The sequence below is a fragment of the Pseudomonas sp. GW821-FHT09E04 genome (assembly GCF_059416185.1).
The window spans coordinates 594774-620941 of sequence record NZ_JBWKOR010000005.1 but is presented as its reverse complement, the minus strand read 5'-3'; the positions used below and the strand labels follow the sequence as shown (position 1 = coordinate 620941).

The following is a 26168-nucleotide window of genomic DNA, read 5'->3' as shown; positions in this document are numbered from 1 at the left end:
TGCTCCGGTATTTTTCCCTCCGGAGTTTGCCTGCATGACATCCCTGACGGTTACGGCGCCGATTGCCGCTGCCGCTCCGATGGCCGCCGCGCCCCCGGTGTTCGGGGCGCGGATCATCATTGGCCTGGTCGGCGTACTGCTGGCGGTGCTGGTGTCGGGCCTCAACGAGATGGTGACCAAGGTCGCCCTGGCCGACATTCGCGGCGCCCTGAGCATCGGCTACGACGAAGGCACCTGGCTGGTCGCCAGCTATACCGCGACTTCGGTGGCGGCCATGGCGTTCGCGCCGTGGTGCTCGGTGACCTTTTCTCTGCGTCGCTTCACCCTGTGCGCCATCGGCGTGTTCACCCTGCTCGGGGTGCTCTGTCCGTTCGCCCCGAACTACGAAAGCCTGCTGCTGATGCGCATCCTGCAAGGCCTGGCCGGCGGCGCGTTGCCGCCGATGCTGATGACGGTGGCCCTGCGGTTTCTGCCGGCCAATATCAAACTGTACGGCCTTGCCGGTTACGCCCTGACCGCCACGTTTGGCCCCGGTCTCGGTACGCCGCTGGCCGGGTTGTGGACCGAGTACGCCGGTTGGCAGTGGACGTTCTGGCAAATCATCGTGCCGTGCCTGATCGCCATGGCCGCTGTTGCGTATGGCTTGCCGCAGGATCCGCTGCGTCTGGAGCGCCTCAAGTCGTTCAACTGGAAAGGTCTGCTGCTGGGCTTTCCGGCGATCTGCATGTTGGTGATCGGTCTGTTGCAGGGCAATCGACTTGACTGGTTCGAGTCGAACCTGATCTGCGGTTTGCTCGGCGCCGGTTCGCTGTTGCTGGTGGCGTTTCTGATCAATGAATGGTCGCAGCCGATCCCGTTTTTCAAGTTGCAGATGCTCGGCATCCGCAACCTGTCGTTCGCCCTGATGACCTTGGCTGGCGTGCTGGTGGTGCTGCTGGCGGTGGTGCTGATTCCATCGAGTTACTTGGCTCAGGTGCAGGGTTACCGGCCGGTGCAGACCGCACCGATCATGTTGCTCGCGGCGTTGCCGCAACTGATCGCGCTGCCGCTGGTGGCGGCGTTGTGCAACCTGCGTTGGGTCGATTGTCGCTGGGTGCTCGGCATCGGCTTGAGCATGTTGACGCTGTCGTGCCTGGGCGGCTCGCAGCTGACCTCGGAATGGATTCGCGACGATTTCTACGTCCTGCAATGGCTGCAGATTTTCGGCCAGCCGATGGCGGTGCTGCCGTTGCTGATGCTGTCGACCGGCAGCATCCAGCCACAGGACGGGCCATTCGCGTCGGCGTGGTTCAACACCGTGAAAGGCCTGGCGGCGGTGGTCGCCACCGGTGCCATCGAGGCGCTGACCACGGCGCGCCTGCATTTTCACTCGACGATGCTGGTGGATCGCCTCGGCAACTCGCCGCTGGCCGCGAGCAACGACCCGGGCCTCGCCCATCGCCTGCACGAACAGGCCGTGGTGCTGACTTCTTCGGATCTTTATCTGTGTATGGCTGGCGTCGCAGTGACGCTGATCCTGCTGATTTTCTGGCTGCCGACGCGGATCTTTCCGCCGCGCGCGCCGACTTGACTGGAACAGAAGGTTTTTATGACGACTCAAGCAAAGCAAAAACTCGCGGTGGCCGTGGCCGCCGCTCTGGCGGTCGGTGTGCTGGTGTATCTGGCGATGCCCGGCCTGTTCGGCAAGCGCACTCAGCAGAACACCAACGACGCGTTCGTTTCTGCCGACTTCACCCTGGTGGTGCCGCGTGTGGCGGGGTTCATCAAGGAAGTGCTGGTGGAAGACAACCAGCAGGTCAAGGCCGGGCAGTTGCTGGCGCTGATCGATGACCGCGACCTGCGCGCCGCCGCCGAAGCCGCCGATGCGCACACCGTGGTCGCCCGCGCTCAATTGCAAAACGCCAAGGCCACGCTGGAGCGGCAGACCTCGGTGATCGCTCAGGCGCAGGCGTCGGTGGTTTCGGCCAAGGCTGAAATGGCCTTCGCCCAGCAGGAACTGAACCGCTACAACCACTTGGCCGGCGTCGGTGCCGGCACCGTGCAGAACGCGCAACAGGCGCGCACCCGGATTGATCAGGCTTCTGCGCGGCTGGACACGGCCACGGCAAAACTGGCCGCGGAACGCAAACAGGTCGAGATTCTGACGGCGCAGCGCGATGCCGCCGAAGGCAGTCTGAAACAGGCACAGGCGGCGCTGGAAATCGCCAGTTTCGAGCTGTCCTATACGCGCATCACCGCGCCTCAGGACGGCATGATCGGCGAACGCGCCGTGCGGGTGGGCGCCTACGTGACACCGGGCAGCAAACTGCTGGCGGTGGTGCCGTTGAAGCAGGCTTATGTGGTCGCCAACTTCCAGGAAACCCAGCTCACCGACGTACAGCCCGGACAAGACGTGCAAGTGCGGGTCGACAGCCTCGGCGGAGAAGCCCTGAGCGGTCGCGTTGAAAGCATCGCCCCGGCCACCGGCGTGACCTTTGCCGCTGTCAAACCGGACAACGCCACCGGCAACTTCACCAAAGTCGTGCAGCGGATTCCGGTGAAAATCCTGCTGGAACCGGGCCAGCCGCTGGCCGAGCGCCTGCGCGTGGGGATGTCGGTGGAGGCGAGCATTGATACCAAAAGCTCGGCGGCGTCGGTGCGTGAGGTGACGCAGCGATGAAGCGCTTTCAATCTCTGACGGTTGTTCTCAGTCTGTCGACGCTGGCGGCGTGCACCGTAGGCCCGGACTTTCAGAAGCCCGAAGCCACGCAGATTGCCGACTGGGCAAGACCGTCCAGGTCCGCCCCCAGCCAGGCCGTCAGCGAACCCCTGAACGAGCGTTGGTGGGAGGTTTTTCACGACGCGCAACTCTCAGCCCTGACCCAGCGCGCCGTGAGCAGCAACCTCGACCTGCAACTGGCCAGCAGCCGCCTGCAACAGAGCCGCGCCGCCCGCCAGGTGATCACCGCGGACCGCTATCCGACGACTGCTGCCAGCGGCAGTTATGCCCGCAAACGCAACAGCGGCGAAGGCCTGAGCGACCCGTCCGGGCACAACGGCGATTCCGCCTTCAACCTGTGGGACGCCGGTTTCTCCGCCTCTTGGGAACTGGACTTCTGGGGCCGTGTGCGTCGGGAAGCCGAAGCGGCGGATGCCAATCTCGAAGTCGCGGAAAACGACCGTCGCGGCGTGTTGCTGGCGGTGCTCGCGGACACCGCGCAGAACTACATCCAGCTGCGCGGCGTGCAAAACACCCGCGCGGTCACCGAGCAGAACCTCGAAGTCGCGCGGCACAGCCTGAAACTCTCACAACTGCGGTTGAACGACGGCGTGGCCACCGATCTGGACGTAGCCGAAGCGGCCGCGCAAGTGGCGGCCATCGAATCGCGGCTGCCGGCGCTGGAGCAGCGTCAGGCGCAACTGATCAATGCCATCAGCCTGTTGATGGGCGAACCGCCGCAAGCCCTGAGTAAAGAGTTATCCACAGACGCGCCGGTGCCACAGTCGCCGCTGGAAGTCGCCATCGGCCTGCCGTCGCAACTGGCCGAACGCCGTCCGGACATCCGCCAGGCCGAAGCCCGGTTGCACGCCGCCACCGCCAATATCGGCGTGGCCAAGGGGGATTTCTATCCGCGCATCACTCTGTCCGGCAATCTCGGCTCGCAAGCCATGCAGCTCAGCGATTTCGGCTCCTGGGGCTCACGCGCCTTCGGCTCCTGGGGCTCACGCGCCTTCGGCTCCTGGGGCTCACGCGCCTTCGGCATCGGTCCGCAATTCAGCTTGCCGCTGTTCGACGGCGGTCGCTTGCGTGGCGTGCTGCAACTGCGCGAAGCCCAGCAGCAGGAAGCCGCCATCGGTTATCAACAGACCGTTCTGCGCGCCTGGCACGAAATCGACGACCAACTGACCGCCTACAACGCCAGCCAGCGCCGCCGCGACAGCCTCGCCGAAGCCGTGCGCCAGAACCAGATCGCCCTGCGCACCGCACAACAGCAATACGTCGAAGGCGTGGTCGACTTCGTCAACGTCCTGACCGTGCAAAGCGCACTGCTCGCAACCCAGGAACAATGGGTGGAAAGCTCCACCGGCGTTTCACTGGCGATGGTCGGGTTGTACCGGGCGTTGGGCGGGGGATGGGAGTCGGTGTATCCGGTGGGGGAGATGGCGCAGCGTTGATTCTCGCACTTGAATGATGGCCTTTCGCTTGACGCTAACCCCCGCTGTCGTAGACTCCGAGCATCCGTCAGGGAGTAACGGTTATGCGGCGTTTTCGTGGTTGGGTTGTCGGATTGACCTTAGTAACGTGTGCAGTTCAGGCTCAAACGCCCGCGCCAGACGATCCGCTGCAGGATAGTGGCGGGGCGGCCAATGCGTCGGCCAGCAGCGAAGCACGGGGTGTTTTGCGGGCTCGGGATCAGGCGACGCTCGCCAGCGAGTTGTCCGGGCGGATTGTCGAGTTGCCGTTCAGCGAGGGCGAGTCGTTCAAGAAGGGCGATACCCTGGCGAAGTTCGACTGTTCGGCCTATCAGGCCCAGTTGAATGCCGCGCAAGCCGCCAGCCGTGGCGCCGGTGAAGAACTGGCGCACAACCGGCAACTGGCGGCGCTCAATTCCGTCGGGCGTTTCGAGGTGGCCCGGGCCGAGGCCAAGGTCAGCGAGACTCAGGCGCAATCTCAGGTTTATCAAGTCCAGGTCAAACGCTGCAGCGTGGTCGCGCCGTTCGACGGGCAAGTGGTTGAGCGCAAGGTGCAACGCTACGAAAGCGTGTCGGCCGGAGCTCCGCTGCTCGATGTGGTCGACAACCGCACGCTGGAAATCCATCTGCTGGTGCCCTCGCGCTGGATGGCCAGGCTAAAGCCCGGCCAGACGTTCAGCTTCGTCCCCGATGAGACCGGCCAGCCAATCGACGCCACGGTCAAACGCCTTGGCGCGCGGATCGATGAAGGCAGTCAGACCCTGTTGCTGGTCGCCACACTTCCCGAAGCCAAAGGCCTGCTCGCCGGCATGAGCGGCACCGCGCGTTTTCCGGAGCTTAAGTGAACGCCCCGGTGAGCGGCGCCGCCGAGCAGGTGTTCGCGCGGTTTCTCGATCTCGAACGGCAGACCCGCGCCGCCCGCGATGCGTCGCAACTGGCCTACAGCCTGGTCAATGACGGGCAGTCGCTGTTCGGTTATCGCCATGCGGCATTGCTGATCGCCGGCAAGGTACAGGCCGTGACCGGCGTCAGCGCGGTGGAACCGAATGCGCCGTTCGTGGCGTTCGTCGAGCAGGCGGTGGCGCAGTTGTTCAAGCAGGATGTGTTGAAGGTTGCGCGGGTGATCGCGCCTGAGCTGGTGGGCGAATCGATTCAGGCCGACTGGCGCAGCCTGTCCGCCGCTCAGGTGTTCTGGCTGCCGTTGATCGACCGCGAGGGCGAGGTGTTCGGCGGTTTGTGGCTGGCCCGCGACGTGCCGTGGAATCCATCCGAACAAGTGCTGCTGTCGCAACTGGGCGACACCTACAGCCACGCCTGGTTGGCGCTGCAACCGCGCAAGCCGTGGCGGCTGCGCTGGACTCGCAAGCGCCAGGTGGCGCTGGTCGCGGTGTTGTTGCTTGGCCTGTTGATCCCGGTGCGCCAGTCGGTGCTGGCCCCGGCCGAAGTGGTGCCGCAGGGCGGTCGTGTGGTCGCGGCTCCGGTGGACGGGGTGATCGCCGAGTTTCTGGTCAAACCCAATCAAACCGTGAAAACCGGCGACCTGTTGCTGCGTTTCGAAAGCACCACCCTCAAGGCCCAGGCCGATGTCGCGGAACGCGCGCTCGGGGTAGCCGAAGCTGAACTCAAAGCCAACTCCCAACGCTCGTTCGCCGACGCTGAATCCAGTTCACGAGTGGATCTGCTGGCCGCCCGCGTCGAGCAAAAACGCGCCGAGCGTGACTACGCTCGCGAACTGCTCAACCGCAGCGAAGTGCGTGCCGAGCGCGACGGCATTGCGGTGTTCGCCGACGCCGAGCGCTGGACCGGCAAACCGGTGCAGACCGGTGAGCGATTGATGGAAATCGCCGACCCGAACCAGGCCGAACTGCGCATCGAACTGGCGGTAGGCGATGCGATTTCGCTGGAGCCGGGCGCCGACATTGCGCTGTTCCTCGACAGCGATCCGCTGCAACGCCATGTCGCCAGACTTGAGCGTTCGGCTTATGAGGCGCAGCCCACCGCCGGCGGCCAACTGGCCTATCGGCTGGATGCGAATTTCACCGGCGCACCACCGCGTATCGGCCTGCGCGGCACGGCAAAGATATTTGGCGACCGCGCGCCGCTGGCGCTGTATCTGCTGCGCCGCCCGCTGGCCGGTCTACGCCAGAGCGTAGGCCTGTAAATGAACCTGCCGAGCCTGCGTGCCGACCTGCAACTGTCGCCCGCGGCGCCGGCACTGGACGGCTCGCCGCGCTGGACCCTGGCCGACCCGGTGCGCGGGCGCTATTTCAAACTCGGCACGGCGGCGATGCGCCTGTTGCGCCACTGGTCGTTGGGCGATCCCGAGCAAGTGCTGCGCGCCGCCAACCGCGAACCCGGCTTGCCGCTGGACGGCGTCGAGCTGGAGCAATTGCTGACGTTTCTGCGCGGGCATGACCTGATCAGCGCCCTCGACGATCAGCAACGCGCCAGTTACCAGCTCAAGGCCCTCGCGCAACGCCAGAGCCTGTGGAAAATCCTGCTGCATCAATACCTGTTTTTCCGCATTCCACTGTGGCGACCGGATGCGTTTCTCAATCGGGCGTGGCCGTGGCTGGAGCGCTTCGGGCCAAGGGTGCTGCGCTTCGGCTTGCCGGCGACGCTGGCGCTCGGGGTGTTTCTGGTCTCGCGGGACTGGCAGCGATTTGTCGGCACCTTTCCGCACCTGTTCAGCCTCGGCGGGGCGATTTCATTCGGTGTGGCGCTGTTCTTCGCCAAGCTCTGCCATGAGTTCGGCCACGCGTTCATGGCCAAGCGCGCCGGGTGTCGGGTGCAGAGCATGGGCGTGGCGTTCATGGTCTTGCTGCCGATGTTCTACACCGACGTCAGCGATGCCTGGCGGGTCAATGACCGACGTGCGCGGCTGCTGATCGGCGCTGGCGGGGTGATGGCGGAATTGCTGCTGGCGTGCATCGCGTTGCTGATCTGGTCGCTGCTGCCCGACGGCCCGGCGCGCACGGCGGCGTTCATGCTCGCCAGTGCAACCTGGATCACCACGCTGGTGGTCAATCTCAACCCGTTCATGCGCTTCGATGGCTACTTTCTGCTCAGCGATTTGTGGGAGGTCGACAACCTTCAGGGCCGGGCCTTTGCCTTTTGCCGCTGGCGCCTGCGTGAATTCTTGTTCGGCTATGGCGCACCGGCGCCAGAGCCTTGGTCGCCGGCGATGCAACGGCGTTTGCTGATCTGGGGGTATGGCTCATGGTTATGGCGTGCGGCATTGTTTTTCGGGATCGCGCTGGCGGTCTATCACCTGTTCTTCAAGGTGTTGGGGATCTTCCTGATGCTGGTGGAACTGGTGTGGTTCATCTTTCTGCCGATCATGAGTGAGTGGCGCCAGTGGTGGAGCCGCCGCGAACAGGCGCATGGTCCCCGTGTGCTGCTCAGCAGCCTGGCGGTGCTCGGCCTGTTGCTGGTGCTGATCGTGCCGTGGCGCAGCGCCGTCGAGTTGCCGACGATGCTCGAGGGCGGTCGGGCCAGTGCGTTGCACGCGCCGGTGGCGGCGCGGGTCAAAACGGTGAAGGTCACGGACGGCCAGAAGGTCGCACAGGGCGACGTGCTGATCGAACTGGAGTCGCCGGACCTCGATTCGCGGCAGGCCATCGTCCGCCGGGAAATCCAGATTCAGCAGTTGCTGATGCGCCGTCAGGCCGGTCGCAGCGAAACGGCTGCCGACGCCGGCATCGTCGAGCAACGCCTCGCCGAAGCCGTGGCGGAATACCGTGGCCTGAGCGCCCGCCGCGAACGCCTGCTGCTGCGTGCGCCCCATGCCGGCACCGTGCGTGATTTGCTACCGAACCTGACACCGGGCCGCTGGCTGTCGAGCAAGGATGCGCTGGCGCGGGTGGTCGAGGACGGTTCGCGCCTGCGTGGTTATGTGGCCGAAGCTGAACTGTGGCGGGTCAAACCGGGGGCCACCGGGCGGTTTATCGCCGATGATCCGATGCACCCGGCGATCACCGTGAAGCTCGATGAAATCGATACCAATGGCGTGGCCTATGTCGATCAGGAAGCGCTGACGTCCGATCACCACGGGCCGATTGCCGTGCGCCGCGATCAACAGCAACGGGCGGAACCGGTGCAGGCGCAATACGGCGCGCGATTGACTACGCTGGATCAGCCACCGACGCCGGTGCAACCGTTGCGCGGTGTGGTGGTGTTGCAGGGCAGTGGCGAGTCGGTGCTCGGCGTGGCCTGGCGTCGGTTGGCGGCGCTGGGGGTCAGGGAAAGCGGTTTCTAGGGAGCGTGAACATGGCGGACAATGCAGCAGTGGCGGCAGACGGATTGGTGGTGCGGCCTTCGCGGGCCACCGACGGGCCGTTTTTGCAAAGCCTCTATCAGTCGGCGCGCCCGGATCTGCAATGGATCGACGGCGAGCAGGAAGTGGTGCAGCACGTGGTCGCGCAGCAATTTCAGGTGCAGGAGCAGGGCGTCGGCGAAAACCATCCCAATGCCATGCACTACGTCGTGGAAAAACTCGGCACGGCCATCGGCGCACTGAGTACCGATTTCGGCCCCAACGAAATCCGCGTGTTGTACATCGCCTTCATCCCCCAGGCCCGGGGCAAGGGTTACGGTCGCGCGGTGTTGCAAGGCGTGCAAAAGGCCGCGCAGCAAGTCCGCTGCCCGGTGACGACGGTGGTCTGGGCCAACAATCCTCATGCGCGCCAGCATTACCTGGCGCTGGGGTTCGCGGTGGAAGAACGCAATCCGGCAGCGGAGCGGTTGGTGTGGTATCCACAGGGTTGAGTCAGATGACCGAGTCGATATCAAAGGTGTGCGGCGCGCCGATCTTGTGGCCGTAGAGCGTCGCCAGCAGCGGATCCTCTTCGGTGGCGTCCGGCGCCATGGCCAGTTGATGCGCGACTAGATTCTCCGGGTGGGCCTTCCAGCGCGGCAGGCTTTCGGCGAGTCGTTCCGGTTGTTCTGCCAGTCGCCCGTAAACGTCCTGGGCGACGACGCGTTGATGCCGGAATATTTCCAGACGTTTGCGGGTTGCCTCCACTTTATCGACCTCTCGACTCAAGGCTTCGATAGCTTTTTCACTCGCGCGGACGTAGGCGTCCGGACGACTCGACAAATCATTTCGCTTGTCCCGTAGCTGTAAAGTGATGCGTTGCAGCGCTTTCTCGACCAAGACGTATTCCTGATCGGTGACCAGTGAGCGCCCTGCCTCCAGCGCCTCCTGCCAACGGCGCAACGCCGCCCAGCACGCCGGAATGTACGCTCCGGTCATCGAGTGGTGCCCGGCGTCGAAGATCTGTTTGAGCAACGTCGGCCGATCCGGCAGACCGTGCCGCTGTCGAATCGCTACATCGCATGCGGCGTGCTGGGTGATGGTGTCGCAACCTGGTTTCCACAGGATCGATGACACTTGCCCACGCCCGAACTCGACCGGCATGGCGTGCCGCAGGCTGCCGTGATGGTCGTAGGCCTCTCCGGTCCAATTGGTGATACCGGCGACGAACACCGACAGACCCACCGGCACATTGACGAACGTCAGCGCCGCCCCGGCGCCGTAGATGTCGGCCTTGGTGTTCATCCAGCTGCCGGGCACGCTGGGTACCGGGTCGTTGTGATTGACCATGCGGTGATGCACGAGATCGGCTGCGGCCCGGACGAAATCCGCGTCGCCGGCGCGGGGGGCGCCGTAGGTGTAGAGCTGGATGTTGTAGTTGAACCCTGCTCTTCGGCGCAGCATTTCCGCGAGCAGTAATGTGATCGCACCTCCGAGGCTGTGGCCGCAGATCAGGAGGTTTTGGCCGGTGTAAAAGCGATCAAGATAACTGACCACAAAGGCTGCGGCCTTTTTAGCTGCTTCATAAAAACCACGATGGACTTGGCCCTCACCTTCGGTGAATGGCACTTGCAGGGCATCGGCATCGCGCAATCCATCGGCGATTATCTCGGCAGTGCCACGTACTGCAATCAGAATGAGTTCGTCGTTGTGGGTAATAAAGGCTTGAGTGTCAGTGCTGTATTTATTACCGATATCATCGAGAAAGTGAACGCTGGCCGGGTGTTCCAGATCTCCTTCAGGCGTCGGTCTGTTCATGGGGTAGAGGTTTGGATCGAACGGTATGATTTCGAGCCGTCTCGAGTAGGGTACGTCCTCATAGAGCGGGTAGTAAGCTTGGGTTTGAGCGCTGTCGACTTTCCACAGTTCTTCGCATTTGGCCAGGGAATCGCCAAACCAATTGCCTACGCTTGGTTGCAGAGGAAACTCTACGGTTTTTGTTTCTGCGGAGGGGATTTTGGGTTTCTGGCCGAAAGGGCTGTAACTCAAGGTCGCCATTAGTGCGAGCTGGTACAGATTGAGTGCGCAGAACTCCGGGGCTGTGGACAACATTGGACGCAACGATCGGAGCGGGCGCACTTCCAGAACGGTGTGGCGTTGCGGCATCAGGGCGGCGCCGAGTTTGCCGTGTTCACGCATGATGGCTGCGCACCCGGAATCCAGGGGGTAATCGCGAAATACCTCCGGTGGCAGGTGTGAAACGTGTCTGACCAGATGACGGACCTCAACTTGAAAGTAATCCCCTCCGTTTGCAACCTCGGGTCGTTCACGCGTGCGAGTGGCATTCGGGTTCAGGTAGCTGGTTTTCTCGGCTCGTACCTGGAGTTCGGTGATCTTGAGAGGGTAGTGAGGTCTTTCCATCATGCGCAGATAAACCTTTTCCTTCCCTTCATAAGCTTGGTCGAAGAGTAGAGAAACTGGTCCGGCGAAATGGTTTTCTACTTTTCCAATTCCTTTGGCATCAAGACACCCGGTGTATTTGTTTCCTTCTGAGTCAGTCGCGACGTAGGCTAAACCAGCATAGGGCTCACCTGAACAGTACTCGTCGATCAACTGAAAACTTGTCCACTTTCCGCCTGCGGGGCAAGCCAACATGCGACCGCTCAAGGGTGAATCCAATTCCTTTTCCAATGACTTAATGATGAGCGCTCCTTATTCTGTACAACCGGGATAAATGGTGCAGATACGGCCATCCGGCATGGTGAATCCACTGAAGTCGGTGTAATTGCCGCGGCAGTAGGCATCTTGATCTTCAAGGTTTTCCCCCATGCAGCGCTTCCAACCATTCGGCACCTTCACCCATGTGTCCCCCCATCCAGGCTTTTCCTTTTCTGCTAGCCCGACTTTTAGCCTCAAGGTCTTGCCCGGTAGTTGTTCAAGGGTGAAGGCAGAAAATGTCTTGCCCTGCTCTCGTGTTCCTTGGGCATTGGATGAGGAGCAATCAAGAATCTTGACGATACGGCGGTTGGTTCCCACAGTGCGGAACCACCATTCGCACTGGCTGTAAATGAAGCTTTCCCCAGCATCGTTGAAGGTGTTTTTGTACTGTTCTTCCAGCACATCACGAATGATCACCATGCCTTGATCACCGCTGATGTCTCCCCAGTCCTTGCCATACGCAGAGTTGATTTCCAGGGAGATTTTTCTGACCACCAAAGGACACCCCTTAACCGTCTTGCGAATCGTGATTTCGGCATCCGGCTTGTAATCCGTCCGCCACTTGCTGTTGAACACCGGGGCAAGGTTGTCGCGTCTGTCGAGGGTGCAGGTCTGGCCTTTTTCGGGTACGTAGTAAACCGCCGCGACATAGGCAAATCCCGGCGGTAGATCGGCTGTGAATTTGAAGGTGTTGGGCGGTTCGGTCTTGCAGCCTCCCAGTGCCGCGAAACAGCCGATCAGACCGAGGCTTTTGAGCTGAATCTTCATGAGGGCACCTCCGCGTTCCAGTGCTTCGAGAGCTGGTAAACCCGATCAAAGTGTTCATCCGGCGTTTCGTCCGGTCGGGCTTGCCAATGGGGCGCGAGATTCGGTGTTTGCAGGCTGTGGATCAGCAGAAACTCCAGCCGCTCCGGCGCCAGCCAGCCCCAGGCTTCGGCCAGTTCCAGTCGTTCACGCAGCCAGACATGCGGATCCTGAGCGCACGCCAACGCGGAATAAGCCTGCACATGCCCGGCCAGCAGAAAGCGGTGGGCATTGGCCAGGCGAATCGTCATGGCGTGCTCATCAGGTATCGGCAGTTGCAGCCACGGTGGCGCGGCCGGCACGGGGTAGCTGCCCGGCGCGGGGTTATCGGTTATCTGCCAGTGCGAGCCCTGCCAATGGCAAACGCTGATCGCCGGCCCCAGATACACCGGCAAAGCATCCACCGGCAGATGCTCCAGCGCCCGGGCCAGCACCCGGTTGTCGTGAAAGCGATACAGCGCCTGATGCGGGCGGGCGCCGACGATCAGCCGGTCCTGCCAGTGCCGGACCCAGGTCTTCAGCTCATCTTTGCCCAGGCTGGCCAACCATCCCCAATGGCTGTCCGGCCTGTCGAGCAGGGCGTCGAGACGACGGTCGTCGGGCTGGTCGAAGGTGAAGAGGAATGGGCCGGTGTCTGCCAGTTCGGCGACTGCGGTTTCGCTGTAGAGGCTGGCGTATTGCTCGTAACGGCTGCTTTTCAGCCAGCGCTGGCGCATGTCGCGCTCGTTCTGCGAGTCGAGGACCAGGCACAGGAGGCGATCGGCACGGTGTTGCTCGACCAGCCAGCGTCGTACAAGGGAGTCGCTCATGCTGCGGCCTCCGGGATCGTGCACATGCCCGCACGGCAGGCTTCGCAGATCGGGCAGAAATCCGCGCCCAGGGTTTTGCTGGCGGTCATCAATGCCTGTTGCGAGGGTGCGACCAATGGCGGCAAAGGTGCGGGAGCCGACAGGTCTTCAATACCGTCGGGCTGCAACAGCGGGGCTCGTAGCAAGGGCACCGGTGCGCCGCCGATCAGCAGATCGCTGCTGCCGTAAAGGCCGCTGTGGTCGAGGACAAAATGCTCGCCACCGACCTTCAGGCTGATGCTTTTTCCGGCTTCCAGCACCAGATGTTCGCCGGCGCTGAAGCACATTTGCCCGGCGGCTTCGGCCGTCAGCGATTGACCGGTCTTGATGTGGCTGCTTCCGCCGATGTGCAGGTATTCGCTGGCCTTGAGCCGGGTCTTGCGATCACCCGTGACGGTGCGGTGTTCCTCGGCGTGCAGCACGCTGAAGCTGTTGCCCCGGACGGTTTCCCGCCGTTGGTTGCCGATTTCCAGATGACTGTCGTTCTCGACCTTCAGCTGAAGATCGCGCTGGGCGCGCAGGTAAATCTGTTCCTGGCCTGCGCGGTCTTCGATCATCAGCTCGTTGAATCCCGCGCTGTCCGGCGAACTGCGGGAGCGAAACACGCTGCGGGTCTTGTGCATCGGCAACTCGTAAGGCACCGGGTTGGCGCTGTTGGTCAGGCAGCCACTGATCACCGGATGGTCGGGATCGCCGTGGAGAAAGGTCACCAGCACTTCCATGCCCACGCGCGGAACGATCACGCTGCCATGGGCATTGCCGGCCCAGCCCGAGGCCACCCGCAGCCAGCAACTGCTTTTGTCGTTATGGCGACCCTCGCGATCCCAGAAGAACTGCACCTTGACCCGGCCATACCGGTCGCAATGGATGTCTTCGCCTTCCGGGCCGGTGACCACGGCGGTCTGGGTCGAGCCGATGCGGGGTTTGCGGTAGCGCAACGGCGGGCGGTAGATCGCCTCCCAGGGCGTGGCCTTGAAGTGGTTGCGATAGCCCTGAATGAAGTCGTTCTCCGAGCTGAGTGGCGTGTGGCTGCCGGTTTCCTCCAACACTTGTGGTTGCTTGCCCTCGTGCCGGATTTCGGTCAGCAGCCACAAGTCGTTCAATGCCGGATCGGGATGTTCGGTCAGTGACAGAAAATGCCCCGACACCAGCGCCGGTTCGTTGCTGTCGCCTTCGCCCAGGCAGTCATCGGTGCGCTGGCGCTCCAGGGCCCGCCGGGCCAACCGCTTGCCGTGCTCGCGGACGAGGTAGCGTCCCGGATACTCGTAGACCTCAAGATCTGGCTGCAGGTGTTGATCAGGTTTTCGGGCATCTGCTTCCAGTGCCATCCGCGCCTTTTTAAAGTCATAGGCGCGGCTGGAGGCGTGGTTGGGCCGGGTTTCGAGACGGTAGTCGAAGCGCTGGATCACCGATCTGTCGGCAACCATGGCGTTGTGGGGTTTGAAGCGTGTTGGCCGAGAGAGGCGGGGAAACACGGTCTGGTCGTCGCCAAATACCAGCAGGTGCCTGTCGCGGCTGTGCCGGAAGTGGTAGTGCAGGCCGTCTTCCTGACACAGGCGCTGGATGAAGTGCAGGTCCGATTCGTTGTACTGCACGCAATATTCACGATCCGGCAACGGCTCACCGAGCTTGAACTGGTAGAGGTCAGCGTGAATGCCATGTTCTTCGAGAATCTGCGCGAGGATTCGTGGCACGCTCAGGTTCTGGAAAATCCGTTGATTGACGCGATGACGCAGATTGGCCAGCCGAGGGGCCAGGGTCAGGCTGTATCGCGTCAATCGCTTGCCGATGTTTCCCCGAGCGATGTGCTGGACCTGTCCGTGGATGCCGTGGCCCTGGTCATCGAAAGCAAGAAAGGCCTGTTGGTGCATCAGGCCTGGAAGATCGGCATCCGGTCTGGTGCTGACCAGCTCGACCTTGAAGGCAAAGGGTTCGCTGACGGCTTCGGTGCCGGTGAAGGAAAGCACCTGAAAATCGTGTTTAAAATCGTCGGTCGTGAGGCGAAAACGAGCATTGGCATTGAACATCCGTTGTTCCTTGTCCTGTGACGGATTCGGAACAACGCTATCAAGGTCATCCGGGAAATGATGTCGGACGTTTCCCAATAAAATGGGTTGAAGTGCCCGGACTACAAGGGCCTGACCTTGTTCCTACATCTTTTTCCTACAGGGCTTCGCGCGGATTTTGTAGGGCGCCGGTAGCGCATCAGTTGAAGGAAATGCAGAAGTAGCCCAATTGCGGATCTCGCCCCATCGCCGGCACCCGTGACACGAAGATGTCCTCCACTCGCCCGAGTTCCGGCAGTTCCAATGCGCACAAACCGTCGACAAACTCGGTCGGCACCAGGCTGTTGAATTCGAGGCAGAAGGGCATGCGTTCGCTGAAGCGGGTTTTCGCCGCAGGGACTTCTTCGAGGTATTCGATCTGAATCGGCAGCGCTGTGCCGTCCGGCAGGTGCAGCGTGTGTTGTTGTCCCAGCAATGCCTGGGCGTGTTGGATCTGAACCGCTTGCAGCATGGTCTGACTCCAGTGACGAGAGAAACGGCCGGGGGCCCGAAGCCCCCGGCGGTTGTTCAGTTGCGCGAAGGGAAGAGGCCGTTCAGGGCAACGCTGAAGTTGAGGACCAGGAAGGGGTTCATGATGCCCAGCGGCTGACTGCCGCCAGTGGAGGAAATGTCCCCGGTGACGGTTGTGGTCAGGCCCTGGATTGGAACCGGCGTGGCGCCTTGGGCGTCGGAGTAGATATTCGCCGAGCCTGGGCCGCCACCGGAGGCGCCGATGTAGGAGTTGGTGGCGGTTGGCGTGGTCGCCGGATTGCTCGCGGGTACGGCCAGTTTCAAGGCCGTATTGGCGGTGAGACCGGTCATGGCGTGCGTATGATTGGGCATGTTGGCAATGGTGGCGGTGACACTCTCGGTGCCGGACACTTCACCGATGACACGCGGCGTCAGCCCCAGCCCGGCCCCCTGAGCGACCATCGTGCGCCCTTGCAGATTGGGCAACTGAAAGTTGGTCGTGCCATTACCGCCGTAGTAGGTACCCAGCAAGGCAAACAACGCCTGGTATTGCGAGATGCCCAGGATTTGTCCATTACACAAGGCCCAGCCGCTGGGAGCGAAGTTGAAGGCGAACGGTTGAATCGTACCCATAAAGACTTCCATGGTTCCTCATCCTTCTGTTATGTGGTCGGCGCGCCGCGCGGTAGCCTCTACTGCCGGGCAGGTCGAAACGCTTTACTGACTCCTTCCATTTGCGCGGGCAGGTCACGCCAAGCCGTAGCGTAGACCCGGATCGACGGACTTGCCGGACGTCGTCGTGGCCGCGCGTCGGCTTCAGCTCTGGCCTACAGTGTGCGCAATGAATGGCGCTGTTTTTTACTCGGAATACCGTAAGGGAAGGTTGATGGAAGCGCGTCGCGAGACTCCGCTGGGGGATACCCAGGACCCGTTTGCCGCACCGAATGCCGGTGTCCGGCGTTTGCTGCGCTGGGCTCGCCAGCAGTGGCTGATACCGATTTTGCTGTTGGCGACGGTCGTGCGTTTTTATGACCTGACCGCTGCCGCGATCTGGGGCGACGAAGGCTCCAGCCTGCTGCTGGCGAACTATTCGCTGGGTGGCATCTGGGAGCATGCGGCGTTCGATGTGCATCCGCCGTTTTACTTCATGCTGCTGCATGGCTGGATCGGGTTGTTCGGCGACGGCATCCTGTCGATCCGCAGCCTCAGCGCCCTGGCCGGCATCGCCACGGTCGGGCTGGGTGTGTGCCTGGTCGACCGTCTGGCCACCCGCCGCGCCGCGATCATCGCCGGGGTGCTGCTGGCGCTGCTGCCGACGGCGGTGCGCTACAGCCAGGAAGTGCGCATGTACTCGCTGCTCGGCCTGCTGCTGATCGGCACCACCCTGGCGTTGATCTACTGGATCAGGCGCCCGCAGCGTCGCCGGTATCTGGTGATCTATGCGCTGCTGATGACCGCCGCGCTGTACACCCATTATTTCGCCGTGCTGGCTGCGCTGAGCCACTGGCTGTATCTGGGGCTGATCCGCTTGCTGCCGGGTTATCGCCTGCGGCATCTCCAGCGCAAGGACTGGTGGCTGGCCAACCTGGCCATTGTCGTGCTCTACCTGCCGTGGCTGCCGAACCTGCTCGGTCTGATGCAACACATGGAAGAGCTCAAGGCCGGTGGCGATGTCGGCTGGGAAGATCCGGTGACCCTGTCTTCCCTGCCGTCGATGATCTGGCTGTGGTTGATCCAGAACGATGGTGACCATCTTCCGCTGTTGCTGTTCGGCGGTGTGCCGCTGGCCTTGCTGGTGCTGGCGGGCGTGGCCGTTGCCCGCGACCGCAGTGTGAATCATGGCAGTGTGCTGCTGGCGCTCTACACCGGTGTGCCGTTGTTGCTGGTGTTCGCGGTGTCTTTCATCAGCCCGGTGTTTATCGAACGTTATCTGACAGCCTATGCGCTGGGATTGCCGATGTTGGCGGGGCTGGCCATCGATCGTTTGTACAGCCATGTTCGTGTGCTCGCGATAGCGGTGCTGGTATCGCTGATCGGGGTCGAGATGATCGGGGTGAACACCAACGCCACGGTCGATCCGAACGACCAGTTCAATGTCATGGTCGATCACATCAACCGCCACTTCGTCAGCGGCGACCGGATCGTCACCAGCGACATGCTCTGGTACTTGAGCTACGTCTACTACAACCGCACGGATGCCCAGATCCGCTTGTATACACCGCCCGCCGCCGATGGCCGTTCGACGCGTCCGAACCACTATGGTTTCGGCACGCTGGTGTCCGATGAGGTCTATCTGGATCGGCTGGGGGATCTGCCGAAGGACAGCGCTCGAGTCTGGCTGATCGGTGATCTGGACGTGGATGTACCCGATCCATTCGTACCCTTGCCGCCGACCTGGGAATTGCGTGACCAGACCCACGCCGGTGGAGCGAAAGCGCGACTTTTTTCGTTGAAAACAGCGCAAGGAACAGAAGCCAGATGACTTAAACGCTTCACCTTTTTATTCGCGATAAAAACGCATTTTAATAATCCGTTTTGCTCTATTTTGATATCAAAACACTACTAGTCGAAAGGGTATTGTTGGACTACGCTCGTCGGACAAAGGGACTTACAAATACGGTGAAGGGATGCAGCAGTTCCACTTTATCTCCGGCTTGCCGCGCTCGGGCTCGACCCTGCTTTCTGCGATCCTTCTGCAGAACCCGCGCTTTCATGCCGGCATGACCAGCCCGGTCGGCGCACTGTTCTCCGGTGTCCTTGAACAATGCAGCGCCGGCAGCGAATTCGGCGCGGTGATCGACACCGAGATGCGCCGTCGCCTGCTGCGCGGGCTCTTCGATTCCTACTACGCCGACAAGGCCGACAAACCGGTGGTGTTCGACACCAATCGGCAGTGGAGCTCACGCCTGCCGGCCATCAGCGACCTGTTTCCCCAAGCGAAAGTCATTGCCTGCGTGCGCAACGTCGCCTGGGTGATGGACAGCCTGGAACGGCTGTACCGCGCCAACCCCTATGAAAACACCAAGCTGTTCGGCGATGCCGTCGAGCGCAACACGGTCTACAGCCGCTGCGAAACCCTGGCCCAGCGCAACCGTCTGGTGGGATTCGCCTGGGCAGCGCTCAAGGAAGCCTATTACGGCGAGCACGCCGATTCGCTGCTGATCGTCGATTACGACTTGTTGACCCAGGCCCCGGAGCGCGTGCTGCGGCTGGTATACGACTTCATTGGCGAACCCTGGTTCGAACACGATTTCGAACACCTGGCCTATGACGCGCCAGAGTTCGACCAGGCCCTTGGCGTGGCCGGCCTGCACAAGGTCAAACCCAAGGTCGCCCTGCAGTCCCGGCGCACGATTCTGCCGCCGGACCTGTTCAAGCAATACGCCGATTTGTCCTTTTGGCTCGATGGCTCAGCCAGCGCTGCCAATGTCATTCGTATGAAGTCCGACGCCGCGATCAGTTGATCGCGGCGTTTTTCATTGATGCGTTACAACTGTTCGAGTCCGGGTGAGCAACATGTGGTGGAGCAAGCAAAAGTCGCGGGTAACCGAAGGCCAACGGACGCTGGCTGCGCCGCTGATCATGTCGCTGGAACCGCGCATGCTGTTCGACGGTGCCGTCGCGGCCACTGTCGCTGATACAGCCGCCCAGGCCGACAGCCATCCCACCGCCGATGCAGCCAAGGCGCCGACGGCCGATCATCCGGTGGCCAGCAAGGACACCCACGGCCAGGCTGATGCCACACCTGCCGCCAGCCCTGTCGCGGTACCGGGCCAAAGCGTGGTGTTCGTCGATGCCCGGGTCAAGGATGCCGACAGCCTGCTCAAAGGCGTCGCTCCCGGCACGCAAGTGGTCAAGCTCGATGCCAGCAAGGATGGTTTGCAGCAGATCGCCGATTACCTCGACCAGCACTCGGGCGTCAGTTCGGTGCAGATCATCGCCCACGGCAACGCCGGTGACCTTTGGCTTGGCAACAGCTACCTGTCGGCGGACAACGTCGCGCAGCGCAGCGCGGTGCTGGCTGAAATCGGCAAGGACATGAACGTCGGCGGCGACATCCTCATTTACGGCTGCTATACCGCCGAGGGTGACCGAGGCCTGAGCTTCGTCGACTCGCTGGCACAATTGACCGGCCGCGACGTGGCGGCATCGAACAACCGCACCGGTGTGGGCGGCGACTGGGATCTGGAGATTGCCACGGGCAAGATCGAGAGCGCCAACGTGCTGTCGACCCTGTCGATGAGCGAGTACCAGTGGGGCCTCGCCACCTGGACCGCCACCAACAACGCGAACACCGGGGTCGGCTCGCTGCGCGCAGCGTTGGCCTCGGCGCAGAACGGCGACATCGTGACCTTCGGCACCAGCATGACGGTGCAGCTCACTTCGGAGTTGTTGATCAACAAGAACATCACGGTCGATGGCGACCTGAACAACGACGGTGTCGCCGACGTCACGCTCGATGGCCAGTACAAGACCCGGGTGGTGGAAATCACCTCCGGCAGTACGGTAACGCTCGATGGCCTGGTCATTACCCGGGGCCTGGTCTCGGGCAACGGTGGTAATGGCGGCTACGGCGCAACCGGCGCCATGGGCGGCGGGATTTTCAACGCCGGCATCCTGACCCTGAACAACGTTTCGGTCACGGGTAACGCGGCGGCCGGCGGTGGTGGCGGCGGCGGTGTCACGGGCGCCAACTACGGCGGCGGTGGTGGCGGTGGCGGTGGCCTAGGCGGTCAGGGCGGCGGCCATGGCGGCACGGCCGGGCCAGGCACCGGTACGCTGGGCGGCCAGGCCGGCAGTGGCGGTGTCGGCGGCTACGGCGGTGGCTATGACGCAACGCACATGGGCGGACGCGGCGGCTCGACCACCGGCGGCGCCGGCGGTGTGGGCGTGTCCTATTACAGTAACGGCGGCAACGGCGGCACGGCCAACAACGGCACCATTTCCATTGGCGGCGGCGGTGGCGGCTCCGGTTGGGACAAGGTCGGCGGCGTCGGCGGCAACGCGGCCGGCGGCATTTACAACGCCTCGACCGGCACCCTGAAAATCGTCGGCACCTCGGTCATCAGCAACAACATCGGTGCAGGCGGCGGGGGTGGTGGCGGCAGCGGCCAGGGCAGCAACAACCTGAACGGCGGCGACGGCGGTCGGGGTGTTGGTGCGATCTGGAACCAGGGCGGCACGGTACTGATCACCGCCGCCAACTTCAGCGCCATCAGCGGCAACGCGGCCGGCAGCGGCGCCGGCGGTACGGAACTGGGCGGCGGCGTGACGGGCTCTGTACCGTTGGCCTTCGCGGCGATCTACAACAATGGCGGCACGCTCAATACCGCCTATGTGGAACCACCGACCGCGACCATCGTGATGTCGGACACAGCCCTGAAAATCGGCGAAACCTCGCTGGTGACCATCACCTTCAGCCGGGCAGTCACCGGGTTTACCAACGCCGACCTGACCATCGCCAACGGCACGCTGACATCGGTCAGCAGCAGCGACGGCGGCCTGACCTGGACCGCGACCTTCACGCCAACCAACAACATTACCGACAGCACCAACCTGATCACCCTCGACAACACCGGGGTGACCGCGATCAGCGACGGCGTGGCGGGCGTCGGCACGACCAATTCCATCAACTACGCGATCGATACCGCACGGCCGACCGTGACCATCGTGATGTCCGATACGGCATTGAAGATCGGCGATACGTCGCTGGTGACCTTCACTTTCAGCGAAGCGGTGACCGGTTTCACCAACGCCGACCTGACCATCGCCAACGGCACATTGACGGCGGTGAGCAGCAGCGACGGTGGCATCACCTGGACCGGAACATTTACCCCGAGCGCCAGCATCACCGACACCACCAACCTTATCTCCCTGGACAACACCGGTATTGCTGACCTTGCCGGCAACGCCGGCAGCGGCACGACGGATTCGGCCAATTACGTGATCGATACCGTGCGGCCGACAGCGACCATTGTCGTTGCCGACACCAATCTGGCGGCGGGTGAAACCTCGCTGGTGACCATTACCTTCAGCGAAGCGGTCAGCGGCTTCACCACCGCCGACATGACGGTGGCCAATGGCACCCTGAGCGGTCTGAGCAGCAGTGACGGCGGCATTACCTGGACCGCCACGCTGACGCCGACCGGCAGCATCACGGACACCACCAACCTGATCACCCTGGATAACACCGGGGTCGTCGATCTGGCCGGCAACGCCGGCAGCGGCTCCACCAACTCGAACAACTACGCCATCGACACCGCGCGGCCGACCGCGACCATCGTGGTGGCTGACAACGCTCTGAAAATCGGCGAAACCTCGCTGGTGACCATCACTTTCAGTGAAGCGGTGACCGGTTTCACCAACGCTGATCTGACCATCGCCAATGGCACGTTGACGGCGGTCAGCAGCAGCGACGGCGGCATCACCTGGACGGCAACGTTCACACCCACCGCCAGCATCACTGACGCGACCAACCTGATCACCCTGAACAACACCGGCATCGCTGACCTGAACGGCAACGCCGGCAGCGGCACGACCGATTCAAACAATTACGCGATCGACACCCAGCGTCCGACCGCGACCATCGTGGTGGCTGACAACGCTCTGAAAATCGGCGAAACCTCGCTGGTAACCATCACCTTCAGCGAAGCGGTGACCGGTTTCACCAACGCCGACCTGACCATCGCCAACGGCACGTTGTCGGCCGTCAGCAGCAGCGACGGCGGCATTACCTGGACCGCGACGTTCACCCCGAGCGCCAATATCACCGATGCCACCAACCTGATTACGCTGGATAACACCGGCATCGCTGACCTGGCCGGTAACGCCGGCAGCGGCACCGTCGATTCCAACAACTACGCCATCGATACCCAGCGTCCGACCGCGACCATCGTGGTCGCTGACAGCAACCTCACGGCCGGTGAAACGACTCTGGTGACTTTCACCTTCAGCGAAGCGGTGACCGGTTTCAGCAATGCCGACATTGTGGTTGCCAACGGCACCCTGACGGCGGTGAGCAGCAGCGACGGCGGCATCACCTGGACAGCAACGTTCACCCCGAACGTGGGCATCAATGACGCGACCAACGTGATCGGTCTGGCCAACACCGGCATCGCCGACCTGGCGGGCAACGCCGGCAGCGGCACGACCAACTCCAACAACTACACCATCGACACCGTGGTGCCGACCGCGACCATCATCATTGCCGACAACTCGCTGAAAATCGGCGAGACCTCGCTGGTGACCATCACGTTCAGCGAGGCGGTCACCGGTTTCACCAACGCCGACCTGACCATCGCCAACGGTACGTTGACGGCTGTCAGCAGCAGCGACGGCGGCATCACCTGGACGGCAACGTTCACGCCGACCAGCAACATCAACGACGCCACCAACCTGATCGTCCTGGACAATACCGGCGTACAGAACCTGTCGGGCAACGCGGGTAGCGGCACCACCGATTCGAACAATTACGCGATCGATACCGTGCGTCCGACCGCCACCATTGTGGTCGCCGACACCGCGCTCGGCATCGGCCAGACCAGCCTGGTGACCATCACCTTCAGCGAAGCGGTGACCGGTTTCACCAACGCCGACCTGACCATCGCTAACGGTACGCTGAGTGCGGTGAGCAGCAGCGATGGCGGCATCACCTGGACGGCGACGTTCACGCCGGCGGCCGGTATCACCGACACCACCAACATCATCACACTCGACAACACCGGCATCGCCGATCTGGCGGGCAACGCCGGCAGCGGCACCACCGATTCCAACAACTATGCGATCGACAGCCAGCGCCCGACCGCGACCATCGTGCTTTCCGACAGCAACCTCAGCGCCGGTGAAACCTCGCTGGTGACCATCACGTTCAGCGAAGCGGTGAGCGGTTTCACCAACGCCGACCTGACGATTGCCAACGGTACGCTGACGGCCGTGAGCAGTAGCGACGGCGGCATCACCTGGACGGCGACGTTCACCCCGAACGTGGGCGTCAACGACGCTACCAACGTGATCGCCCTGGCCAACGCCGGGGTCGCCGACCTGGCCGGCAACGCCGGCAGCGGAACCACCAGCTCGGCCAATTACACCATCGATACCGTGCTGCCGACCGCGACCATCATCGTGGCCGACCCCAGTCTGAAGATCGGCGAGACCTCGCTGGTGACCATTACCTTCAGCGAGGCGGTGACCGGTTTCACCAACGCCGACCTGACGATTGCCAACGGCACGTTGTCGGCAGTCAGCAGCAGCGACGGCGGCATCACCTGGACGGCCACCTTCACGCCGACCACCAACATCACCGATGCCACCAACCTGATTACGCTGGACAACTCCGGTGTTCAAAACCTGTCGGGCAATGCCGGCAGCGGCACCACCGATTCGAACAATTATTCGATCGATACGGTGCGCCCGACCGCCACTATCGTAGTGGCTGACACCGCACTCGGCGTCGGCCAGACCAGTCTGGTGACCATTACCTTCAGCGAAGCGGTGACCGGTTTCACCAATGCCGACCTGACCATCGACAACGGCACGCTGAGTGCGGTGAGCAGCAGCGATGGCGGCATCACCTGGACGGCCACCTTTACCCCGGCGGCCGGTATCACCGACACCACCAACATCATCACGCTGGACAACACCGGCATCGCCGACCTTGCGGGCAACGCCGGCAGTGGCACCACCGACTCCAACAACTACGCGGTCGACAGTCAGCGCCCGACCGCGACCATTGTCATGAGCGACTCCAGCCTGCGGCCGGGTGAAACGTCGCTGGTGACCATCACGTTCAGCGAGGCGGTGACCGGATTCGACAATTCCGACCTGAGCGTCGCCAACGGCACGTTGAGCAACGTCAGCAGCAGCGACGGCGGCATCACCTGGACGGCCACGTTCACGCCAAACATCGGTGTGACCGACCTCACCAACCTGATTGTCCTGAACAACACCGGCATCACCGACCTGGCCGGCAACACCGGCACTGGCACCACCAGTTCGGCCAACTACCAGGTGCAGACCCTGGTGCCGACCGCCACCATCGTGGTTGCCGACACTTCGCTCAAGGCCGGGGAAACCTCGTTGGTGACCATCACCTTCAGCGAAGCGGTGAGCGGTTTCGACAACAGTGACCTGACCATCGCCAACGGCACATTGAGCAATGTCAGCAGCAGCGACGGCGGTATTACCTGGACCGCGACCTTCACGCCGACGGCCAATATCTCTGACGCCACCAACCTGATCACCCTGAACAACGCCGGGGTGGCCAACCTGTCGGGCAACAGTGGCATCGGCAACACCGATTCCAACAACTTCGTCATCGACACCGCGCTGCCGACCGCCACCATCGTGGTCGCCGACAACCGGCTGGGCATCGGTGAAACCACCACCGTGACCATCACCTTCAGCGAAGCGGTGAGCGGTTTCGACCTGTCCGACATCAGCGTCGCCAACGGTGCGCTGTCGAACCTGACCAGCAGCGACGGCGGCGTGACCTGGACGGCGACCTTCACGCCAACAGCCGGCGTCAACGACGCGACCAACCTGATCCTGATCGACACCGCAGGTGTCCAGGATCTGGCCGGCAACCTTGGCGCGAGCATCGCCATCTCCAATAACTACATCCTCGATGCGACCCGGCCGACGGTGAACATCGTGGTCGCCAACCCGCATCTGGGCATCGGTCAGAGCACCACGGTGACCTTCACCTTCAGCGAGGCGGTGAGCAATTTCGACCTGTCCGACCTGAGCGTGACCAACGGTGACCTGAGCAACCTGACCAGCAGCGATGGCGGCAAGACCTGGACCGCGACCTTCACGCCGACCGCGAATGTCACCGACCCAAGCAATTTCATTGCCCTGGACACCAGCAACGTCACCGACCTGGCGGGCAACGTCGGCAGCACGGTGGCGGTGTCGAACAACTATGCCCTCGACAGTGAGCGGCCGACCGCCACGGTAGTGGTCGCCAACCCGAATCTGGGCGTCGGCCAGACGTCGCAGGTGATCATCACCTTCAACGAAGCGGTGACCGGTTTCGACCTGTCGGATCTCAGCGTGGCCAACGGCACCTTGTCCAACCTGAGCAGCAGCGACGGCGGCAAGACCTGGACCGCGACCCTGACGCCGAACGCCAACGTCAACAGCGCCAGCAATGCGATCAGCATCAACAGTGCCGGGGTCAGCGATCTGTCCGGAAACAGCGGCAGTGGTGTCAGCAGTTCCGGCAACTACGTGATCAATACAGTGCCGGCAGTGTCACCGACTTCACCGTCAGTCGTGGTGACGCCGGATCCGGAGTTCCGCAGCAGCGATCCGGTCGTGCAGCCGCCACCGCCGAACGTCCCGCTGCAACCGATCGTCTTCATGCCGCCCACCGGCAACCTCGGTTCACCGCTGACTTTCGCACCGTTGTTCGAACAGCGGGTGATCGGCGACGGCATCCGTCCGCTGGGCGATATTTTCATCAACCAAGGTGCGTTGAGCCCGAGTTTCATTGCCCAGGTCTTCACCAGCAGCGACAGCGGCGGTGACGGTTCCGGCCATGGCTTCCTCGGATTCGGCGGCGGCGATGGCGGGGTATTTGGCAGCAGCACGCTGTCGAGTCTGTTCAATCAGGACAGCGCCGCCGAGCGGGGTTCGCTGAACGCTTTCGACAGCCACTCGATCCGGGGCGGCGACGTGTCCCAAGGCCTGCGCGGTGTGTTCGGCGCGCCGACCCTGGGCCAGCAACTGCAACAGATCAAGGACAGCGAGCAGCACCGGGTCGACAACCTGGCGGCGGCTCTGCAACAGGTCGGCATCAGCGAAATGCCGGCCTGACAACACACAACAACTCAATATGTGCGGGACCTAGGGGCG

At 62.7% G+C, this 26168-nt stretch carries 16 protein-coding genes; 10 read left to right on the top strand and 6 right to left on the bottom strand.

Annotation, left to right across the window (positions count from 1 at the left end; translation table 11 throughout):
• The first annotated feature begins 34 nt into the window (after nt 1–34).
• The 7 genes from AC07N4_RS21560 to AC07N4_RS21530 all read left to right on the top strand — a co-directional run bounded on the left by AC07N4_RS21560 (nt 35) and on the right by AC07N4_RS21530 (nt 8940).
• The gene (locus tag AC07N4_RS21560; protein WP_493065924.1) at nt 35–1570 is read left to right on the top strand and encodes an MFS transporter; all 1536 of its coding nucleotides are present in this window, start codon (nt 35–37) and stop codon (nt 1568–1570) included.
• 18 nt (nt 1571–1588) lie between these two features.
• The gene (locus AC07N4_RS21555; protein ID WP_096823031.1) at nt 1589–2659 is read left to right on the top strand and encodes an HlyD family secretion protein; all 1071 of its coding nucleotides are present in this window, start codon (nt 1589–1591) and stop codon (nt 2657–2659) included.
• On the top strand, nt 2656–4155 hold the full coding sequence (locus AC07N4_RS21550; RefSeq protein ID WP_493065923.1) for an efflux transporter outer membrane subunit: 1500 nt from the start codon (nt 2656–2658) through the stop codon (nt 4153–4155). The genes AC07N4_RS21555 and AC07N4_RS21550 overlap by 4 nt, the downstream gene beginning before the upstream one ends.
• A gap of 83 nt (nt 4156–4238) precedes the next feature.
• Nucleotides 4239–5018, top strand: a complete 780-nt coding sequence (locus AC07N4_RS21545; protein ID WP_102620535.1) for an efflux RND transporter periplasmic adaptor subunit — start codon at nt 4239–4241, stop codon at nt 5016–5018.
• Complete coding sequence (locus AC07N4_RS21540) at nt 5015–6334, top strand: efflux RND transporter periplasmic adaptor subunit (RefSeq protein ID WP_493065922.1); 1320 nt, start codon at nt 5015–5017, stop codon at nt 6332–6334. The genes AC07N4_RS21545 and AC07N4_RS21540 overlap by 4 nt, the downstream gene beginning before the upstream one ends.
• The gene (locus tag AC07N4_RS21535) at nt 6335–8431 is read left to right on the top strand and encodes a site-2 protease family protein (RefSeq protein ID WP_493065921.1); all 2097 of its coding nucleotides are present in this window, start codon (nt 6335–6337) and stop codon (nt 8429–8431) included.
• 11 nt (nt 8432–8442) lie between these two features.
• Nucleotides 8443–8940: a GNAT family N-acetyltransferase gene (locus AC07N4_RS21530; RefSeq protein ID WP_493065920.1), complete on the top strand. Its 498-nt coding sequence runs from the start codon at nt 8443–8445 to the stop codon at nt 8938–8940.
• A 1-nt stretch (nt 8941) separates the two neighbouring features.
• Here the strand turns inward: AC07N4_RS21530 and AC07N4_RS21525 are convergent, their stop codons facing one another.
• From AC07N4_RS21525 to AC07N4_RS21500, 6 genes are all read right to left on the bottom strand, one after another.
• Nucleotides 8942–11128, bottom strand: coding sequence for a lipase family protein (locus tag AC07N4_RS21525; RefSeq protein WP_493065939.1), 2187 nt, complete (start codon nt 11126–11128; stop codon nt 8942–8944).
• A gap of 12 nt (nt 11129–11140) precedes the next feature.
• The gene (locus tag AC07N4_RS21520; RefSeq protein WP_493065919.1) at nt 11141–11914 is read right to left on the bottom strand and encodes a hypothetical protein; all 774 of its coding nucleotides are present in this window, start codon (nt 11912–11914) and stop codon (nt 11141–11143) included.
• Nucleotides 11911–12759, bottom strand: a complete 849-nt coding sequence (locus AC07N4_RS21515; RefSeq protein ID WP_493065918.1) for a DUF4123 domain-containing protein — start codon at nt 12757–12759, stop codon at nt 11911–11913. The genes AC07N4_RS21520 and AC07N4_RS21515 overlap by 4 nt, the downstream gene beginning before the upstream one ends.
• Nucleotides 12756–14825: a type VI secretion system Vgr family protein gene (locus tag AC07N4_RS21510; protein WP_493065917.1), complete on the bottom strand. Its 2070-nt coding sequence runs from the start codon at nt 14823–14825 to the stop codon at nt 12756–12758. The genes AC07N4_RS21515 and AC07N4_RS21510 overlap by 4 nt, the downstream gene beginning before the upstream one ends.
• A 178-nt stretch (nt 14826–15003) precedes the next feature.
• Entirely contained in the window at nt 15004–15315 is a 312-nt protein-coding gene (locus tag AC07N4_RS21505; protein WP_096823021.1) for a DUF6916 family protein, read from the bottom strand.
• 56 nt (nt 15316–15371) lie between these two features.
• Nucleotides 15372–15959, bottom strand: coding sequence for a phage tail protein (locus tag AC07N4_RS21500; RefSeq protein WP_102620539.1), 588 nt, complete (start codon nt 15957–15959; stop codon nt 15372–15374).
• 241 nt (nt 15960–16200) lie between these two features.
• Here AC07N4_RS21500 and AC07N4_RS21495 point away from each other — a divergent pair, with 241 nt between their 5' ends.
• The 3 genes from AC07N4_RS21495 to AC07N4_RS21485 all read left to right on the top strand — a co-directional run bounded on the left by AC07N4_RS21495 (nt 16201) and on the right by AC07N4_RS21485 (nt 26129).
• Nucleotides 16201–17796 (top strand): glycosyltransferase family 39 protein, encoded by a 1596-nt coding sequence (locus tag AC07N4_RS21495; RefSeq protein WP_493065916.1) that lies wholly within the window; start codon nt 16201–16203, stop codon nt 17794–17796.
• 145 nt (nt 17797–17941) lie between these two features.
• Nucleotides 17942–18778, top strand: a complete 837-nt coding sequence (locus tag AC07N4_RS21490; RefSeq protein WP_096823018.1) for a sulfotransferase family protein — start codon at nt 17942–17944, stop codon at nt 18776–18778.
• 52 nt (nt 18779–18830) lie between these two features.
• Nucleotides 18831–26129 carry an Ig-like domain-containing protein gene (locus AC07N4_RS21485; RefSeq protein ID WP_493065915.1) on the top strand — a complete coding sequence of 2433 codons (7299 nt, stop codon included), beginning with the start codon at nt 18831–18833 and terminating at the stop codon, nt 26127–26129.
• Nucleotides 26130–26168 lie beyond the last annotated feature (39 nt).

Coding starts and splice junctions, on each gene's coding strand:
- AC07N4_RS21515 (WP_493065918.1), bottom strand. CDS start 12,759: ATGAGCGACTCCCTTGTACGACGCTGGCTGGTCGAGCAACACCGTGCC.
- AC07N4_RS21545 (WP_102620535.1), top strand. CDS start 4,239: ATGCGGCGTTTTCGTGGTTGGGTTGTCGGATTGACCTTAGTAACGTGT.
- AC07N4_RS21485 (WP_493065915.1), top strand. CDS start 18,831: ATGTGGTGGAGCAAGCAAAAGTCGCGGGTAACCGAAGGCCAACGGACG.
- AC07N4_RS21530 (WP_493065920.1), top strand. CDS start 8,443: ATGGCGGACAATGCAGCAGTGGCGGCAGACGGATTGGTGGTGCGGCCT.
- AC07N4_RS21500 (WP_102620539.1), bottom strand. CDS start 15,959: ATGGAAGTCTTTATGGGTACGATTCAACCGTTCGCCTTCAACTTCGCT.
- AC07N4_RS21490 (WP_096823018.1), top strand. CDS start 17,942: ATGCAGCAGTTCCACTTTATCTCCGGCTTGCCGCGCTCGGGCTCGACC.
- AC07N4_RS21555 (WP_096823031.1), top strand. CDS start 1,589: ATGACGACTCAAGCAAAGCAAAAACTCGCGGTGGCCGTGGCCGCCGCT.
- AC07N4_RS21505 (WP_096823021.1), bottom strand. CDS start 15,315: ATGCTGCAAGCGGTTCAGATCCAACACGCCCAGGCATTGCTGGGACAA.
- AC07N4_RS21560 (WP_493065924.1), top strand. CDS start 35: ATGACATCCCTGACGGTTACGGCGCCGATTGCCGCTGCCGCTCCGATG.
- AC07N4_RS21550 (WP_493065923.1), top strand. CDS start 2,656: ATGAAGCGCTTTCAATCTCTGACGGTTGTTCTCAGTCTGTCGACGCTG.
- AC07N4_RS21520 (WP_493065919.1), bottom strand. CDS start 11,914: ATGAAGATTCAGCTCAAAAGCCTCGGTCTGATCGGCTGTTTCGCGGCA.
- AC07N4_RS21510 (WP_493065917.1), bottom strand. CDS start 14,825: ATGTTCAATGCCAATGCTCGTTTTCGCCTCACGACCGACGATTTTAAA.
- AC07N4_RS21535 (WP_493065921.1), top strand. CDS start 6,335: ATGAACCTGCCGAGCCTGCGTGCCGACCTGCAACTGTCGCCCGCGGCG.
- AC07N4_RS21495 (WP_493065916.1), top strand. CDS start 16,201: ATGGAAGCGCGTCGCGAGACTCCGCTGGGGGATACCCAGGACCCGTTT.